Raw genomic sequence first — 14,490 nt, 5'->3', positions numbered from 1 at the left:
ATGAAATGAAAGTTCGAGCTTCCGTGAAGAAGATCTGCCGTAACTGCAAGATCGTAAAGCGTAGTGGCGTTGTACGTGTGATTTGTGTTGAACCTAAACACAAACAGCGTCAAGGCTAAACAAAAATTGACCAGCCCAGTCCGGGCTGGTCAAAATATTATTTGCTAAATTGTCGTCTGTCGAGTATCCTACCGGGCTTTTCACAGATGACCTTTAACTTAAGGAGTGCATAGTGGCCCGTATCGCTGGCATTAACATTCCTGATCAAAAGCATACAGTCATTGCATTGACTGCTATCTACGGCATCGGTCGTACTCGCGCACAAGCTATTTGCGCGGCTACTTCTATTGCTGAAGATGCTAAGATCAAGGAATTGAGCGAAGCTCAAATTGATACTCTACGCGAAGAAGTTGCCAACTACATTGTAGAAGGTGATTTACGTCGTGAAGTTTCCATGAACATCAAGCGTCTTATGGACCTTGGTTGTTACCGTGGCCTTCGCCATCGTCGTAGCCTTCCCCTTCGTGGGCAACGTACTAAGACCAATGCGCGTACGCGTAAAGGTCCACGTAAACCAATCAGAAAGTAACGGGGTAATCCAGAATGGCTAAAGTTCCGTCACGTTCTCCGCGTAAGCGTGTACGTAAACAGGTTGCTGATGGTATGGCGCATATCCATGCGTCTTTCAACAACACAATTATTACCATTACAGATCGTCAAGGTAACGCACTATCTTGGGCAACTTCTGGTGGTTCAGGTTTCCGTGGTTCACGTAAATCTACCCCATTTGCTGCACAGGTTGCTGCTGAGCGTGCAGGTACTGCTGCTCAGGACTACGGTGTTAAAAACCTAGAAGTTTTTGTGAAGGGTCCAGGTCCAGGACGCGAATCAGCGATTCGTGCACTAAACTCGGTTGGTTATAAGATTACTAACATTACCGATGTGACGCCTATCCCTCATAATGGTTGTCGTCCTCCTAAGAAACGTCGCGTTTAATTCGTCGTTTTTAATAGGATAGTTGGAGAAAGAACATGGCAAGATACTTGGGTCCAAAGCTCAAGCTCAGCCGCAGAGAAGGTACAGACCTTTTCCTAAAAAGCGGCGTGAGAGCAATCGATTCGAAGTGTAAGCTTGAAACTGCACCTGGACAACACGGCGCTCGTAAGACCCGTCTGTCTGAGTATGGTGTTCAGCTACGCGAGAAACAAAAAGTTCGTCGTATTTATGGTGTGCTAGAAAAGCAATTCCGTAACTACTACAAAGATGCTGCACGTACTAAAGGTAACACTGGTGAAAACCTACTTACTCTTTTAGAAACCCGTCTAGATAACGTTGTTTATCGCATGGGCTTTGGTGCAACACGCGCTGAATCACGTCAGCTAGTTAGCCATAAGTCAATTATGGTTAATGGTAGCGTCGTTAACATTCCATCATTCAAAGTGTCTGCGAATGATGTAGTGAGCGTTCGTGAAAAGTCTCGCACTCAAGCTCGTATTAAAGCGGCTTTAGAAGTGTCGGCTCAACGCGAAAAGCCAACATGGGTTGAAGTTGACAACACTAAGATGGAAGGTGCTTTCAAGCGCATTCCTGAGCGTAGTGATTTGTCTGCGGAAATTAACGAACAGCTGATCGTCGAACTTTACTCTAAGTAAGGTTAAAACAAAAGAGAGGACACAATGCAGGGTTCTGTTACAGAATTTCTTAAACCGCGTCTCGTTGATATCGAGCAGGTTAATCCAACACGTGCCAGGGTTACACTGGAGCCGCTTGAGCGTGGTTTTGGTCACACTCTAGGTAACGCGTTGCGTCGTATCCTATTGTCGTCTATGCCAGGCTGCGCGGTTACCGAAGTAGAGATTGATGGTGTACTGCATGAATACAGTAGCAAGGAAGGCGTGCAAGAGGATATCCTTGAGATACTACTAAACCTTAAAGGTTTGGCAGTAGTTATCGAAGGGAAAGACGAAGCTATGCTTACGCTAAGTAAGTCAGGCGCAGGCCCTGTTACTGCAGCAGATATCACGCATGATGGTGATGTTACTATCATGAATCCTGACCATGTTATCTGTCATTTGACAGGTAATAATGACGTCAGCATGCGTATCCGCGTAGAGCGTGGTCGTGGTTATGTACCGGCTTCTGCCCGTGCACAAACCGAAGACGATGATCGCCCTATCGGCCGTTTGTTGGTTGATTCTTCGTTCTCACCTGTTGCTCGCATTGCATACAATGTAGAAGCAGCTCGTGTTGAGCAGCGTACAGACTTAGACAAACTCGTTATTGATATGACCACAAATGGTACTATCGATCCTGAGGAAGCTATCCGTCGCTCTGCAACAATTCTTGCTGAACAGCTAGATGCGTTTGTTGAGTTACGTGATGTGACTGAGACTGCACCAGTAGAAGAGAAGCCGGAGTTCGATCCGATATTGTTGCGTCCTGTCGACGATTTAGAGCTAACTGTACGTTCAGCCAACTGTTTGAAGGCTGAAGCGATTCATTACATCGGCGATCTGGTACAACGCACTGAAGTTGAGCTGCTTAAGACTCCTAACTTAGGTAAGAAATCTCTTACTGAAATTAAGGATGTTTTAGCGTCTCGCGGACTGTCGTTAGGTATGCGTCTGGAAAACTGGCCTCCAGCTAGTTTAGCAGACGACCTTTAAGTCCAGATTAGTACAGATATAGGTAATAAGGATTAGGTCATGCGCCATCGTAAGAGTGGTCGTCAACTAAACCGTAACAGCAGTCATCGTCAAGCTATGTTCCGTAACATGGCTTGCTCAATAGTTCGTCACGAAGTGATTAAAACTACTGTAGCTAAAGCGAAAGAACTGCGTCGCGTAGTTGAACCTCTAATAACACTTGCTAAGAGTGATAGCGTTGCAAACCGCCGTTTGGCATTTGCTCGTACTCGCGACGCTGAAGTCGTTGGTAAGTTATTTACTGAATTGGGTCCACGTTTCCAGGAACGTCCTGGTGGATATACCCGTATTCTTAAGTGCGGTCTACGTACTGGTGATAAAGCGCCTATGGCGTATATTGAACTAGTAGGTCGTCCTGAAGCAGCTGAAGCTGTTGAAGACACTGCAGAGTAAATAAGTCTTAGTTTTAAAAGGCCGAACAATAGTTCGGCCTTTTTTATGCCTGAAATAAATTAATTTAATATGCTTCCCCTCTTTAGAAACCGCTCGATACTCATTAAGTATAAACATGCGATGATTCAGAGTGGGTCTAATGCTTCTGTAAAAATGATATTGATGGCTCCATGTTTCAGCCATCTTCGGTAACGGTTCCAGCTAGACTTTACCTGCTCCATCCCTCCGGTATATTTTACCTGCTATACCTATATAGCCGTTCAATACTGAGATTCGTAGAGTGTGAATTCAATATATCGGAAAGATGCTTATTTAATGTCAGTACGATGCAAGGTCATGCTGCTCGCAACCAGCTAAGATCATAGTTGGCCTGTTATACCAATCAGTATAAAGATTTGGTCGCTCAGCAAGAGTTTAGCGGCACTGAGACAAGGTCATTAAATGCTCATCGGTAACTGCTCCTGCGTTACTCTACCTCCTATATCCATATAGTCGTGCAGTAATGACATTCACCACATCTGACCTTCAGGGATGGAGGAAATGTCTTATGTATGTCGGGAACATACAAGACCATGTGGTTTGCAACGAGTGAAGAGCATAGTAATTCTACGTTTAAGCTCGTTAATACAGTATCAGAGCCGCTAAAACTCGCTATTCTGGCGCGTTTTTGGCTGCCTACTTCTGCGTTGAACAACTTCACAACGGAGTAACCATTCTTTCAGTTATTCGCCTTGAATTAGTTTGCCAAAAAACGTTCTGAGTAGATCAACTTCTTATACTGATTGGTATTAACGCAGCATTCGCGGCGTTAGCCTTGTTCAAAGTTGAAGTGCAGTACGGAGTATTTATGGCTGCTTACTTCAGTGTTGAATGATGTTTCAAGGGGGCAACAGTCCCATCATGTATTTGACTAGACATAATTTGCCTAAAATACTCTGGTAGAGCGCTTTATTATAGTGATTATAATTATCTCAGGAAGTTTTCAGTTAGCTAACGCCATGAGCCAAGATGTTAGCGATATCCACAGGCTAGTCGTTGCTGATTTGACTGCAATGCTAAGAACATGGAGTATGAATACTCAACGAGAAACGTAAACAGTGTTATCCGCAATATCAATTGATATAAGCAGGTGTTCTACTTAAAGTTAGTTCCCGGCATAATTAAGTAACTATCTGACTGTTCGGACGCATTATTTTTAGGTCACTTAACGCTGAGTGGGGACATAACAACAGTAGAAGCAGATCTTTGATGTGAACCCTATTTAATCGTACTCGATATGCCAAGGTGCTCGTTCGCTTTGTGAAGCGTAATGGTAGGACTGCATATGTGTGTTTTTCGGATGCCTTCCTATTGTGCATCTTCCTTTCGAGGGCTATAAAGCTTACTTCAAACCCAATCTCTTCAACCCAAACTTAATCTCAAGCTCAAGCATAACCTGACGCTGCCTCTATTCTTGAGCTCATTTAATACCTCTTTGATACTATTAGTTAGATTTGTAGGAATATCTATTTTTTTGGTTGGTTTCTAGATGTGATTTCTGGCCGTTTTTGATTATGTTGTACTAAGTAGGCCTATATCAGCCTTATCAATACGTTTAGACGATAAATAGCAAAGGTGTCACGGTTGTATAGTGTGTGATAGAGAGCGTTACTGGCGTCCGGATAGCCTAGCGGTTGAACCTTATCTATTTTGATAGATACAAAAAAGCCTTCATGACGAAGGCTTTTTGATTAAGATGATAACGAGCTAGGCTTAGTAACCGCCAGACTTTTGCTCTTGGTTATAATCCAGTTTCTCATGAGTTTGACCCATGGCTTCGGCAACTTCTGGTGGCATGTAGTTTTCATCATGCTTAGCCAGAACTTCAGTCGCTTGAAGTACGCCTGGGGCTGCAAGTACGCCCTGCGCCACAATGCCTTGTCCCTCACGGAATAGATCTGGTAATAGGTCGTCATAAGTTACGATGATTTCACCACCTGCAGCGTCATGTACAGCAAACTCTACATGCAAACTCTCAGGGTCACGTACCATAGAGCCAACGGTTACCATACCGCCGACACGAATACGTTGACCAATCTCAGGCATAACCCCAGTATCTTTCTTACCTTGTACAATTTCAGTGGGTGTAAAGAAAAGGTTCAAGTTTGAATTCAGCGCATATAAAAGCAAAGAAGCGATTGCTGCTACACCGACAATTAGGGCTACAGCAAGGGTAAGGCGTTTTTTACGTCTAGGATTCACTATTTAATACTCCGAGTTTCTTTAAGGCGATCTTCGCGTTGGATCTTCTTTGCGATTTCAACTAATACCTTACGTTTCTGTCTAACACTAAGGACAACCAGGGTACCTAGTGAAAGAAAAGTTACACCATAAGCCAACCATACATAAAAAGCATAGCCGCCCATGTTGAAAAATTCACTAATTGAGTCGAACTGCATTATTTGACCCCTTCTGCTTTAGCAAGTTCACGCACCCATGGACGCATTCCATTTCGTGCTAAAATTTCTGATCTAAATCTCACTAATGTAATCGCACCGATCATTAATCCGAAGCCTGCGATGTTAATCAATAACGGGTATAGCATTTCTGTTGGCATCGTAGATTTTTCTGTGATGCGTATAGTTGAAGGCTGATGTAGTGAGCTCCACCAATCAACAGAGTACTTGATGATTGGAATGTTAATAACACCTACGATTGCTAAGATCCCTGCGGCTCTTGCTGCAAGCACTTTATCTTCAAAAGATGCATATAAAGAGATCACACCCAAGTATAAAAACAACAAGACTAGTTCAGAGGTTAGTCGTGCATCCCATACCCACCAAGTGCCCCACATCGGCTTACCCCACGTTGCCCCCGTAATCAGTGCAATAAAGGTAATCACCGCACCAATAGGTGCAATCGCAGCGGCGGCCCAATCAGCAGATTTTATTTGCCACACTAGACCAATGAATGATGAAGTCGCCATTGCCATGTAAGCGGCCATTGACATCGACGCTGCAGGTACATGGATAAAGATGATTCTATAGCTGTCACCTTGCTGATAATCGGTTGGAGCAAATGCTAAGCCCCATACTGTACCAATACCGATAAAAGAGATGGCAAGCATGGCAAACCAAGGTAGTAGGGTGCCTGAGAGTTTGTAGGCGCGTTCAGGATCCGCGTATGGATGTAACCATTTCCACATTTTAGTTAGTACTCACTCGTAAGGATGCACCAATTGCAAAAGGTGCTAACGTTAATGAACCGACCAGCATTGCGCCAATAATAGCGAGCTGACCATCATAGGGTAAATTCATACCAGCAGCATCAATCGCGCTGGTAGCAAAAATTAAAACAGGAATATATAAAGGCAATATCAATAGGCTTAATAACACGCCGCCTTTACGTAAACCTACAGTTAGAGCTACACCAATGGCTCCCAGTAAACTTAATACCGGTGTACCGAGGGCTAGTGTCGCAATCAATGCGCCATAGCTATTACCGTCTAGATGCAGTAACACTGCTAATAAAGGTGCAACTAAAATTAAAGGTACACCTGTTAATATCCAATGCGCCAGTACTTTAGCCAATACCATCAAAGGTAAAGGTTGAGGACTCAGTAGCATTTGCTCCAAGCTACCATCAGCGTAATCCGCCTTAAATAAACGTTCGAGCGATAGCATTGATGCTAATAGTGCCGCAACCCAAATAATGCCAGGTGCAACGCGTGTTAATACTTGAGGCTCGGGTCCGATGCCAAGTGGGAACAGGGTAACCACTAGGACAAAAAACAGTAGCGGATTGAAAATATCACCGCGATGTCTTATAGCTATCTGCAGATCCCGCTTTAACAGCGTGTTAAACGCTTTGGTATAACTGATACCTTTCTTCATTGCCAAACCTTATACAAAGCGATAATCGAGACGAATTTTACGAAGAATATCATCACCAATCACACCCATATCTTGGTGTGTGGTCAATATTACGCATCCCCCCCGTTTTGCATGGGCTAAAAACAGGTGTTCGAGTTCTTCAACGCCTTTCTTATCGATAGCGGTAAAAGGCTCATCAAGTAGCCATATCTTACAGCTGGTATGCCATAGTCTAGCGAGTGCTGTTCGTCTATGTTGACCTGCTGATAAATGACCTGCGAGCGCTTCTTCAAAACCTGACAGATTGACTTTAGATAGAATTTCACGAGTATCGAATTCATCATACCCACTAATTCTTAAATTGAAGTTAAGATTTTCTTCGGCTGTTAACTCACTTTTAACACCTGCAAGGTGGCCAAGATACAATAACTCATCATTGTACTCGTCACGACAGCGGTTTATGTCTTCACCCTTAAAGTTGATTTGCCCGGCATAGGGGCGAGATAAACCGGCGATAATCCGCAAAAGACTTGTTTTGCCAGCACCGTTAGGACCTTCGATTTGAACGATCTCACCTTCAGAAATATCGAAGCTAAGTTCATCAAATAGAATACGTTCTTCTCTGATGCAGGTTAAGTTATTAGCTGATACCAGTGTTGTTGCTTTTGATTTTTCTACCACTGAGCCCTCTATATCAAGCTGTATGAAAACACAAGAGATACTAACACATACACTTTCAAGCGTTTAGTCTTGCTTGTTGCTAAGTGTCAGCAATTTGATGTAGTTCGAATATTATGTATTTTCTATGAACTTTTTAAACATTTGCTAATATATTAACCTTTTTGAGAGTTATGTCTTGCGAAAACCCCATTGTCGCGATTAATATCACAAAAAGATGCCATTTGTTGAACTTTGTAGTAACCTAGCCGAGATTTAAGAAGTCTGCCGAATTTTATGAGGGCAGCGTGAGCTTTGTTAGAATTTGCATTAGGAACGTATAAAATGAAAAAATTATTAGCACTGACTGCAGCTGCAGCTTTGACTCTGTCTACAAGCGCTTTTGCCCAAGATGGTAAGGCTGTATATGACAAGGCATGTCAAGTATGTCACAGCATGGGTGTTGCTGGCGCGCCAAAGTCACATGACGCAGCGGCATGGGAGCCACGCCTAGCTAAAGGCATGCCAGCTCTAGTATCTTCTGTTAAGTCAGGCCTAAATGCTATGCCACCAGGCGGCATGTGTACTGATTGCTCTGATGAAGATTACACGAAAGCAATCGAGTACATGTCTAAGTAACTTTTAGTTAGACATTAAAAAAAGCCGGCATTAGCCGGTTTTTTTGTACCTGTTATTTGGTCTGCCATGTTGTTAGGCCGGGCTATTAAGATGTTTTATACCAATTAGTATAAAGATTTGGTCGCTCAGCGAGAGTTTAGCGGCACTGAGACAAGGTCATCAAATGCTCCTCGGTAACTGCTCCTGCGTTACTCTACCTCCTATATCCATATAGTCGTGCATTAATGACATTCACCACATCTGACCTTCAGGGATAGAGGAAATGTCTTATGTATGTCGGGAACATACAAGACCATGTGGTTTGCAACGAGTGAAGCGCATAGTTGAACTAGGTTAAGCTCCCTCTTGTTCCATAAGAGTCACAGTATCAGAGCCGCTAAAACTCGCCATTCTGGTGCGTTTTTGGCTGCCTACTTCTGCGTTGAACAACTTCACAAGGGAACAACCATTCATTCAGTTATTAGCCTTGAATTAATTTGCCCAAAAACGTTCTGAGTAGATCAACTTCTTATACAGATTGGTATTAGCCATGCATAGTGAGGTGTAACTTCCTTTATCTTGAGGATCTGAATTGGCAGGCAAGGTATCCGTTTATATATTATCTAATGACTTTGGTGAACAATTTATAGAGTGGGATTTATTTGGGGTTTACGTGTAAGAACCATTCATTAGCTTGAATGAAGAATGTTTATACAAAATACCTGTCGTTAATGGAGCGGGTTTAACCTGACTATTTTGATGATGCTTAAGCTGAAAGGGGAGGCATCATCATCGGTACAATTTCCTGCCTCATAATATAGACATAAAAAAACCGGCTAATGCCGGTTTTCTCATTGGTAATTAGGATTTACTGTACTTGAGTATCTAGTACGAGTTGGCCAGTTTCACCGACTTTAACCATGGCTAGTGTGCCCTGGATATCACCAGTTTGCGCTCTAACGCTGCCATGTTTAGAAAGTACTGCAATGACTTCAACTGCTTTTGCGTCACTCAACTTAACGTTACCACCCATATTGGTGCTGTCGTCTAGCGTGATGGTTACCGGTAGAGACTCAGCAGAAACTTTAGTCGCTGCAAGTGGAACCTTTGGACCTTCAGTTGAACGAGCGAAGATGAATAACATATCAGTGCTAGACACTTTAGCTTGTAGTTCTGGAGAGATGGAGACTTCAACAGTAACAGTTTTAGCGGTTGCATCAGACTTTACATTCTTGTGAGCGTCATCATTTGGCATAACGCCTTCAGAGTTCATTCGCATTTTTGCGCTATCGATAGCGTTCATGATTGCACCACGATCTACGTCGCTGCGGTCGCTATCTAGGATTAGCTGCCATGCGTTAATCGCTTTTTGATAATCAGCTGTGAAGAATGAATCCATACCAACAAGTAATAATGTTGATGGGTCTTCAGCATCAAGTGCTAAAGCCTGATCAACGAGCGCTTGCACTGCTGGGGTCATCTGCTGGTTTGAACGGTAATAAAGGGCAGTGGCTTTAGGACCAAGCAGTTCAGCATGGACGCCGACAAGATCCATCGTCTTATCGAATGCTTTAATTGCATCATCGTAACGATTTGCAGAGATATAAGCGTGGCCTAGGCCAAACCATAATTGACTATTCTCTGGCTCAGCTTGTACTTGCGCTTCCATCATCTCTACACGCTGAGACATGATCTGCTCGGTTGTCTGGCCAGAATGTGGATCATTTGCAGTCATTGGTTGGTCTAGGTTTTTGTATGCACCCAAAGTTGAGTACATGTAACCGCAAATACCAATAATAACTGCAGACATGACTGAAGGCCAAAGAATACTTTTTGGCTTAAGGTTGTTAACGAGTGATTCATCGTTACCTTGTTTCATATCTTGAAGTAAGCTGATTTCGAGCTCTTTCTTTAGTGCGTCAAACTCAGGTTGATCGAGTCGCTCATCTTCAAGTTCTTTCTCTAATGTTGAAAGGCGTTCATTGAATAATTCAAGGTTGGTATCTTTACGAACACCCGCTTCTTCAGCTCTCAGCATACGCTGCTGGCGGAAGTGTGGGAACCAAATTAGCGCTAAGCTAACCAACAGGAATGAGGCTATTAAAATCCAGAATGTGGTCATTATGTCTATTTCACTTTCGTTTGCGAAAAAGCGGATTCACCGCTGAACTAGGGATAAGATTATACGTAAAGATTATTCATTGAACAGTAATATAACCTTAAAAGGTCATAGTTGAGTACTTGTTCACAAATTGATTCTATTTGTAAATCTTATTGAAACTTACGGGAACTTTGTCTGTCAGACCTTAAAATTCCGCTAAATATGCTCGGTTTACAGTGGAATGTGATCTGCAATTGTTTATGTGTGTTTGTTAATAAGATAGGGGAAGAATGCGACAAGTCACCCATATTTGTACGAAATAGGCAGACATTAACAATAGCAAATACTAAACTGAGCTAAAATTTGTACCTTTTAATAGTGTTAACTACTAACACGTATGTAATGATTAAGCGATAGCTTAACAATACATGATTTAGGACTGAGGAAAACCCATGATCCCAGAATTAGGACACTTTTCGCTGATTATCGGCCTGGCATTTGCCATGCTGTTAGCCATCGTTCCTTTAGTAGGTGTAGCTCGTAAAGACCAGTACCTAGTGCGCTATGCTTGGCCACTAAGTTACGGTATGTTCTTCTTTATTCTCTTCTCCGTTATTGCGCTTGGCTATAGCTTTGCCGTCGATGACTTCTCTGTTGCTTATGTAGCACATCACTCGAACTCTGAATTGCCAATCTTCTTTAAGATTGCTGCAGTATGGGGTGGCCATGAAGGTTCTTTGCTATTTTGGGTATTCTCACTAGCAGCTTGGGCCGCGGCAGTTGCACTATTTAGTAAAGGTTTAGAAGAAGTCTTTACTGCACGTGTTCTTGCTGTTCTAGCGATGATCTTAATCGGCTTTACGCTGTTTATGTTGCTAACGTCTAGCCCGTTTGAGCGCTTATTCCCTATTCCTATGGAAGGCCGTGACCTTAACCCAATGTTGCAAGACGTTGGATTGATTTTCCATCCTCCAATGCTTTATCTAGGTTATGTAGGTTTCTCTGTTAGCTTTGCTTTCGCAATAGCAGCATTGATGAGTGGCCGTCTTGATTCTGCTTGGGCTCGTTGGAGCCGTCCATGGACGCTAGCTGCTTGGGTATTCCTGACTGGCGGTATCTCATTGGGTTCTTGGTGGGCTTATTATGAGCTTGGCTGGGGTGGTTGGTGGTTCTGGGATCCAGTTGAGAACGCATCTTTCATGCCTTGGTTGATTGGTACAGCTCTACTTCACTCACTTATCGTAACTGAGAAGCGTGGCGCATTCCGTAACTGGACTGTATTGCTTTCAATCTTTGCATTCTCTTTAAGTTTACTGGGTACCTTCATTGTTCGTTCTGGTGTATTGACTTCAGTTCACTCGTTCGCGGCTGATCCAAGCCGAGGTATGTTCATTCTCTTATTGTTAGGTTTAGCTATTGGTGGTTCACTAACCTTATTCGCCTTTAGAGCGAGTGAGATGAGTAGCCCAGCCCGCTTTGAGCTTAAATCTAAAGAAACGATGCTATTAATCTGTAACCTATTGCTGACAGTTGCTTGCGGTACGGTATTACTTGGTACGTTATATCCACTGCTAATCGATGCATTAGGCATGGGTAAGATTTCTGTAGGCCCTCCATACTTCAACGCAGTATTTGTTCCTATCGTTCTAGTATTATTTGCCTTTATGGGAATTGGCCCGAATATTCGTTGGAAGAAGTCGAAAACGGGTGAACTTAAGCGTCAGATTATTGTTCCAGCAGTGATTGCCACAGTGGTTGGTCTAGCTGCACCTTTCTTGGCTGACGGTGAATTTAATATCTGGGTGGTATTCGGTATTGGTATTGCTGTATGGGTCATGTTGATGACATTCCGTGCCGCATACAACATCGTTAAGACTAAAGATGGTTCTATAGACATGACACGACTAGGTCGTAGTCAGTTAGGGATGATCATCGCTCACCTCGGTATTGCGGTATCAGTAGTAGGTGCCACTATGGTATCTAATTACTCAATAGAGAAGAGTGTACGTATGGGGCCTGGTATCTCTCAGGAGCTTGCGGGATACACATTCAACTATATTGAAACTAAGAATGTAGTAGGTCCTAATTACACTGCGCAGCAAGGTCAGATTGAAGTCTATCAAGGTGATGAATACGTCACATTGCTAAGACCGGATCGTCGCCAATATAATGTGCGCACTATGGATATGACTGAAGCTGGTATTGACTGGGGATTATTCCGCGACCTTTATGTGACGATGGGTGACCCAATTAGTCGTACCGAGTTTGCTGTACGTCTAAACTATAAGCCATTTGTTCGCTGGATTTGGTTTGGTTCTATCTTCATGATGGTTGGTGGTTTCTTCGCAGCTTCTGATAAGCGTTACCGTGTTAAGGCAACTAGTGCAGAAAAGAAAGCTGCTAAAGATGCCGATAAGTTAGCAACCGCTTAATTGGTATAGGGTAAGTATGAAAAAGCTAGTTTTATTTATTCCACTTGTCGTGTTTTTAGGTATGGGAGTGTTCCTGTATAAGGGGCTCTTCCTTAACCCACAAAAACTTGACTCAGCTTTAGAAGGAAAGCCGATCCCGGCTTTCCAGTTAGAAGTGTTAGAGTCTGGTGACACAGTTAGTAATGAAACACTGAAAGGTAAAGTTGGCTTACTTAATGTATGGGCAACTTGGTGCCCATCATGTAAGTATGAGCATCCTTTCTTGATGACTTTAGCGCGTAAGAATATTTTGCCTATCTACGGTATCAACTACCGTGATGATCGTCCTCTCGCTATCCGTGAGCTGAGTCGTGAAGGTAACCCATACGCTATCAACATCTATGATCATGATGGACGTTTAGGCTTAGATCTTGGTGTGTACGGTGCACCAGAAAGCTTCTTGGTCGACCATAAAGGTATTATTCGATACCGTTACGCAGGTCCAATTGATCGTAATGTCTGGAAGGAAACACTTTATCCAATGGTTCAACAGCTCCAGGCTGAAGCTGTGAAGGATGGTGCATCGTGATTAAATCATTAATGAAAGGCTTTACAGCTTTAGTGCTTTTGTTAAGCATGGCGTCACTCGCTAATGCCACACCAGTAGACACATATGAATTTAAGTCTGTTGCTAACCAAAAGCGCGCGTTAAGTCTTGCCCATTCTTTACGTTGTCCTCAGTGTCAAAACCAAAACCTAATCGATTCTAACTCTCCTGTTGCTCAAGACTTACGTCTTGAAGTTTATCAGATGGTCGATGAGGGTAAGGGGGATGATGAAATTGTTGAGTTTATGACGAGCCGTTACGGTGAATTCGTGCTTTATAAGCCAAGAATGGAAGCGAAAACATACGCGCTTTGGCTAGGACCGTTAGCGCTACTGTTATTTGGTGGCTTGATTGGATTCTTCTTCATTCGTAAGCAACGTATAGCAGAAGTAAACAATCAAGACTTAAGCACTGAAGATCAGCAAGAGCTCGATCGTCTATTAAAGAGAGATGCTAAATGAGATTGTCTATAGTTGGCCTGCTTGCAGCAACTATGTTGTTTGCTGTTGGCGCGCAAGCTTATCCAGGTATGGAGAAGCAAGCTGAAAGACAAGTTCAGTCAAGTGTCGATCTTATTAGTGTCTTACCTCAGCCATTTCCGATCGAAGCTGTACCTTTTAAAGACAGTAAAGGTAACGCCGTAGACTTTAGCCAGTATAAAGGCAAAGTTATCATGGTAAACATGTGGGCCACTTGGTGTCCTCCATGTGTTAGAGAGTTGCCGGCGATCAGTCGGTTCTCTGCCAAGATCGGATCGGATGATTTTGAAGTATTGCCAGTTTCAATCGATCTAGAAGGAAATAAGCAAGTTGAGCCATTTCTTAAATCGTTAGGAATGGAAGGCTTCAACACCTATTATGATAAAGAGCAAAAGCTAGGGCATGTATTTCCTTTGGAAACGATCCCAGCGACCTTTATCCTCAATAGGGAGGGGCAGTTAATTGCTTTTGTTCGTACTTTTGTCGATTGGGATGATGATAAGGCAGCGGCACTTATTAAGGGTTTCTTAGATCAACCTCTGCAACAAGTTAAAGCAGATTGACCCCAAGCACTCATAATCGTTAAAAAAAGGGGCTTTTAGCCCCTTTTTTGTACGTATCGTTTGTTAACTATGCATTTGATTCGATTATTCTAATTTAATTGAAAA

Annotated in this window: 17 protein-coding genes; 11 read left to right on the top strand and 6 right to left on the bottom strand. The window is 43.0% G+C overall.

Annotated elements, in window-relative coordinates; genetic code table 11:
* The first annotated feature begins 5 nt into the window (after positions 1-5).
* The 6 genes from rpmJ (at position 6) to rplQ (ending at position 3,098) form a co-directional block, all read left to right on the top strand.
* Positions 6-119: a 50S ribosomal protein L36 gene (gene rpmJ, locus ACVBIU_RS18740; protein WP_006083579.1), complete on the top strand. Its 114-nt coding sequence runs from the start codon at positions 6-8 to the stop codon at positions 117-119.
* Between the two features lie 113 nt (positions 120-232).
* Complete coding sequence (gene rpsM, locus ACVBIU_RS18735; protein WP_012153475.1) at positions 233-589, top strand: 30S ribosomal protein S13; 357 nt, start codon at positions 233-235, stop codon at positions 587-589.
* A 14-nt stretch (positions 590-603) separates the two neighbouring features.
* Positions 604-996 carry a 30S ribosomal protein S11 gene (gene rpsK, locus ACVBIU_RS18730; protein ID WP_012153476.1) on the top strand — a complete coding sequence of 131 codons (393 nt, stop codon included), beginning with the start codon at positions 604-606 and terminating at the stop codon, positions 994-996.
* Between the two features lie 35 nt (positions 997-1,031).
* Positions 1,032-1,652, top strand: coding sequence for a 30S ribosomal protein S4 (rpsD, locus tag ACVBIU_RS18725; protein WP_012153477.1), 621 nt, complete (start codon positions 1,032-1,034; stop codon positions 1,650-1,652).
* Positions 1,653-1,676: 24 nt separating this feature from the next.
* A complete protein-coding gene (locus ACVBIU_RS18720; RefSeq protein ID WP_012279167.1) occupies positions 1,677-2,666 on the top strand; it encodes a DNA-directed RNA polymerase subunit alpha in 990 nt (329 codons plus the stop codon).
* A gap of 39 nt (positions 2,667-2,705) precedes the next feature.
* Complete coding sequence (gene rplQ / locus ACVBIU_RS18715; RefSeq protein WP_012153479.1) at positions 2,706-3,098, top strand: 50S ribosomal protein L17; 393 nt, start codon at positions 2,706-2,708, stop codon at positions 3,096-3,098.
* A gap of 1,752 nt (positions 3,099-4,850) precedes the next feature.
* On the opposite strand, the gene ccmE is transcribed toward rplQ, so the two are convergent.
* The 5 genes from ccmE to ccmA are packed head-to-tail and all read right to left on the bottom strand — an operon-like array spanning position 4,851 to position 7,630.
* Positions 4,851-5,339 carry a cytochrome c maturation protein CcmE gene (ccmE, locus tag ACVBIU_RS18710; RefSeq protein WP_447164528.1) on the bottom strand — a complete coding sequence of 163 codons (489 nt, stop codon included), beginning with the start codon at positions 5,337-5,339 and terminating at the stop codon, positions 4,851-4,853.
* Positions 5,339-5,536, bottom strand: coding sequence for a heme exporter protein CcmD (gene ccmD, locus ACVBIU_RS18705; protein WP_447162248.1), 198 nt, complete (start codon positions 5,534-5,536; stop codon positions 5,339-5,341). Before ccmD ends, ccmE begins: the two co-directional genes overlap by 1 nt.
* Positions 5,536-6,282: a heme ABC transporter permease CcmC gene (gene ccmC / locus ACVBIU_RS18700; protein ID WP_447162249.1), complete on the bottom strand. Its 747-nt coding sequence runs from the start codon at positions 6,280-6,282 to the stop codon at positions 5,536-5,538. Before ccmC ends, ccmD begins: the two co-directional genes overlap by 1 nt.
* Position 6,283: 1 nt before the next feature.
* The gene (gene ccmB / locus ACVBIU_RS18695; RefSeq protein ID WP_447162250.1) at positions 6,284-6,970 is read right to left on the bottom strand and encodes a heme exporter protein CcmB; all 687 of its coding nucleotides are present in this window, start codon (positions 6,968-6,970) and stop codon (positions 6,284-6,286) included.
* Positions 6,971-6,979: 9 nt separating this feature from the next.
* Positions 6,980-7,630 carry a cytochrome c biogenesis heme-transporting ATPase CcmA gene (ccmA, locus tag ACVBIU_RS18690; RefSeq protein ID WP_447164527.1) on the bottom strand — a complete coding sequence of 217 codons (651 nt, stop codon included), beginning with the start codon at positions 7,628-7,630 and terminating at the stop codon, positions 6,980-6,982.
* 321 nt (positions 7,631-7,951) lie between these two features.
* Here ccmA and ACVBIU_RS18685 point away from each other — a divergent pair, with 321 nt between their 5' ends.
* Positions 7,952-8,245, top strand: a complete 294-nt coding sequence (locus ACVBIU_RS18685; RefSeq protein ID WP_447162252.1) for a c-type cytochrome — start codon at positions 7,952-7,954, stop codon at positions 8,243-8,245.
* Between the two features lie 847 nt (positions 8,246-9,092).
* Here the strand turns inward: ACVBIU_RS18685 and ccmI are convergent.
* Positions 9,093-10,346 carry a c-type cytochrome biogenesis protein CcmI gene (gene ccmI / locus ACVBIU_RS18680; protein WP_447164526.1) on the bottom strand — a complete coding sequence of 418 codons (1,254 nt, stop codon included), beginning with the start codon at positions 10,344-10,346 and terminating at the stop codon, positions 9,093-9,095.
* Positions 10,347-10,777: 431 nt separating this feature from the next.
* Between ccmI and ACVBIU_RS18675 the strand changes: the two genes are divergently transcribed.
* The 4 genes from ACVBIU_RS18675 to ACVBIU_RS18660 are packed head-to-tail and all read left to right on the top strand — an operon-like array spanning position 10,778 to position 14,385.
* On the top strand, positions 10,778-12,757 hold the full coding sequence (locus ACVBIU_RS18675) for a heme lyase CcmF/NrfE family subunit (RefSeq protein WP_447162254.1): 1,980 nt from the start codon (positions 10,778-10,780) through the stop codon (positions 12,755-12,757).
* Positions 12,758-12,773: 16 nt separating this feature from the next.
* Complete coding sequence (locus ACVBIU_RS18670) at positions 12,774-13,325, top strand: DsbE family thiol:disulfide interchange protein (protein ID WP_447162255.1); 552 nt, start codon at positions 12,774-12,776, stop codon at positions 13,323-13,325.
* An 11-nt stretch (positions 13,326-13,336) separates the two neighbouring features.
* Positions 13,337-13,804: a heme lyase NrfEFG subunit NrfF gene (gene nrfF, locus ACVBIU_RS18665; protein WP_447162257.1), complete on the top strand. Its 468-nt coding sequence runs from the start codon at positions 13,337-13,339 to the stop codon at positions 13,802-13,804.
* Positions 13,801-14,385, top strand: coding sequence for a TlpA disulfide reductase family protein (locus tag ACVBIU_RS18660; RefSeq protein ID WP_447162256.1), 585 nt, complete (start codon positions 13,801-13,803; stop codon positions 14,383-14,385). The genes nrfF and ACVBIU_RS18660 overlap by 4 nt, the downstream gene beginning before the upstream one ends.
* The last annotated feature ends 105 nt before the right edge of the window (positions 14,386-14,490 follow it).

The organism is Shewanella sp. 30m-14 (assembly GCF_052977125.1).
This window is presented reverse-complemented; position numbering and strand designations above follow the sequence as displayed.

What these genes read in the sequence shown, in the direction of transcription:
- rpmJ (WP_006083579.1), top strand. Translation starts at nt 6, where the DNA reads ATGAAAGTTCGAGCTTCCGTGAAGAAGATCTGCCGTAACTGCAAGATC.
- rpsK (WP_012153476.1), top strand. Translation starts at nt 604, where the DNA reads ATGGCTAAAGTTCCGTCACGTTCTCCGCGTAAGCGTGTACGTAAACAG.
- rpsD (WP_012153477.1), top strand. Translation starts at nt 1,032, where the DNA reads ATGGCAAGATACTTGGGTCCAAAGCTCAAGCTCAGCCGCAGAGAAGGT.
- ACVBIU_RS18720 (WP_012279167.1), top strand. Translation starts at nt 1,677, where the DNA reads ATGCAGGGTTCTGTTACAGAATTTCTTAAACCGCGTCTCGTTGATATC.
- rplQ (WP_012153479.1), top strand. Translation starts at nt 2,706, where the DNA reads ATGCGCCATCGTAAGAGTGGTCGTCAACTAAACCGTAACAGCAGTCAT.
- ccmD (WP_447162248.1), bottom strand. Translation starts at nt 5,536, where the DNA reads ATGCAGTTCGACTCAATTAGTGAATTTTTCAACATGGGCGGCTATGCT.
- ccmC (WP_447162249.1), bottom strand. Translation starts at nt 6,282, where the DNA reads ATGTGGAAATGGTTACATCCATACGCGGATCCTGAACGCGCCTACAAA.
- ccmB (WP_447162250.1), bottom strand. Translation starts at nt 6,970, where the DNA reads ATGAAGAAAGGTATCAGTTATACCAAAGCGTTTAACACGCTGTTAAAG.
- ACVBIU_RS18685 (WP_447162252.1), top strand. Translation starts at nt 7,952, where the DNA reads ATGAAAAAATTATTAGCACTGACTGCAGCTGCAGCTTTGACTCTGTCT.
- ccmI (WP_447164526.1), bottom strand. Translation starts at nt 10,346, where the DNA reads ATGACCACATTCTGGATTTTAATAGCCTCATTCCTGTTGGTTAGCTTA.
- ACVBIU_RS18675 (WP_447162254.1), top strand. Translation starts at nt 10,778, where the DNA reads ATGATCCCAGAATTAGGACACTTTTCGCTGATTATCGGCCTGGCATTT.
- ACVBIU_RS18670 (WP_447162255.1), top strand. Translation starts at nt 12,774, where the DNA reads ATGAAAAAGCTAGTTTTATTTATTCCACTTGTCGTGTTTTTAGGTATG.
- nrfF (WP_447162257.1), top strand. Translation starts at nt 13,337, where the DNA reads ATGAAAGGCTTTACAGCTTTAGTGCTTTTGTTAAGCATGGCGTCACTC.
- ACVBIU_RS18660 (WP_447162256.1), top strand. Translation starts at nt 13,801, where the DNA reads ATGAGATTGTCTATAGTTGGCCTGCTTGCAGCAACTATGTTGTTTGCT.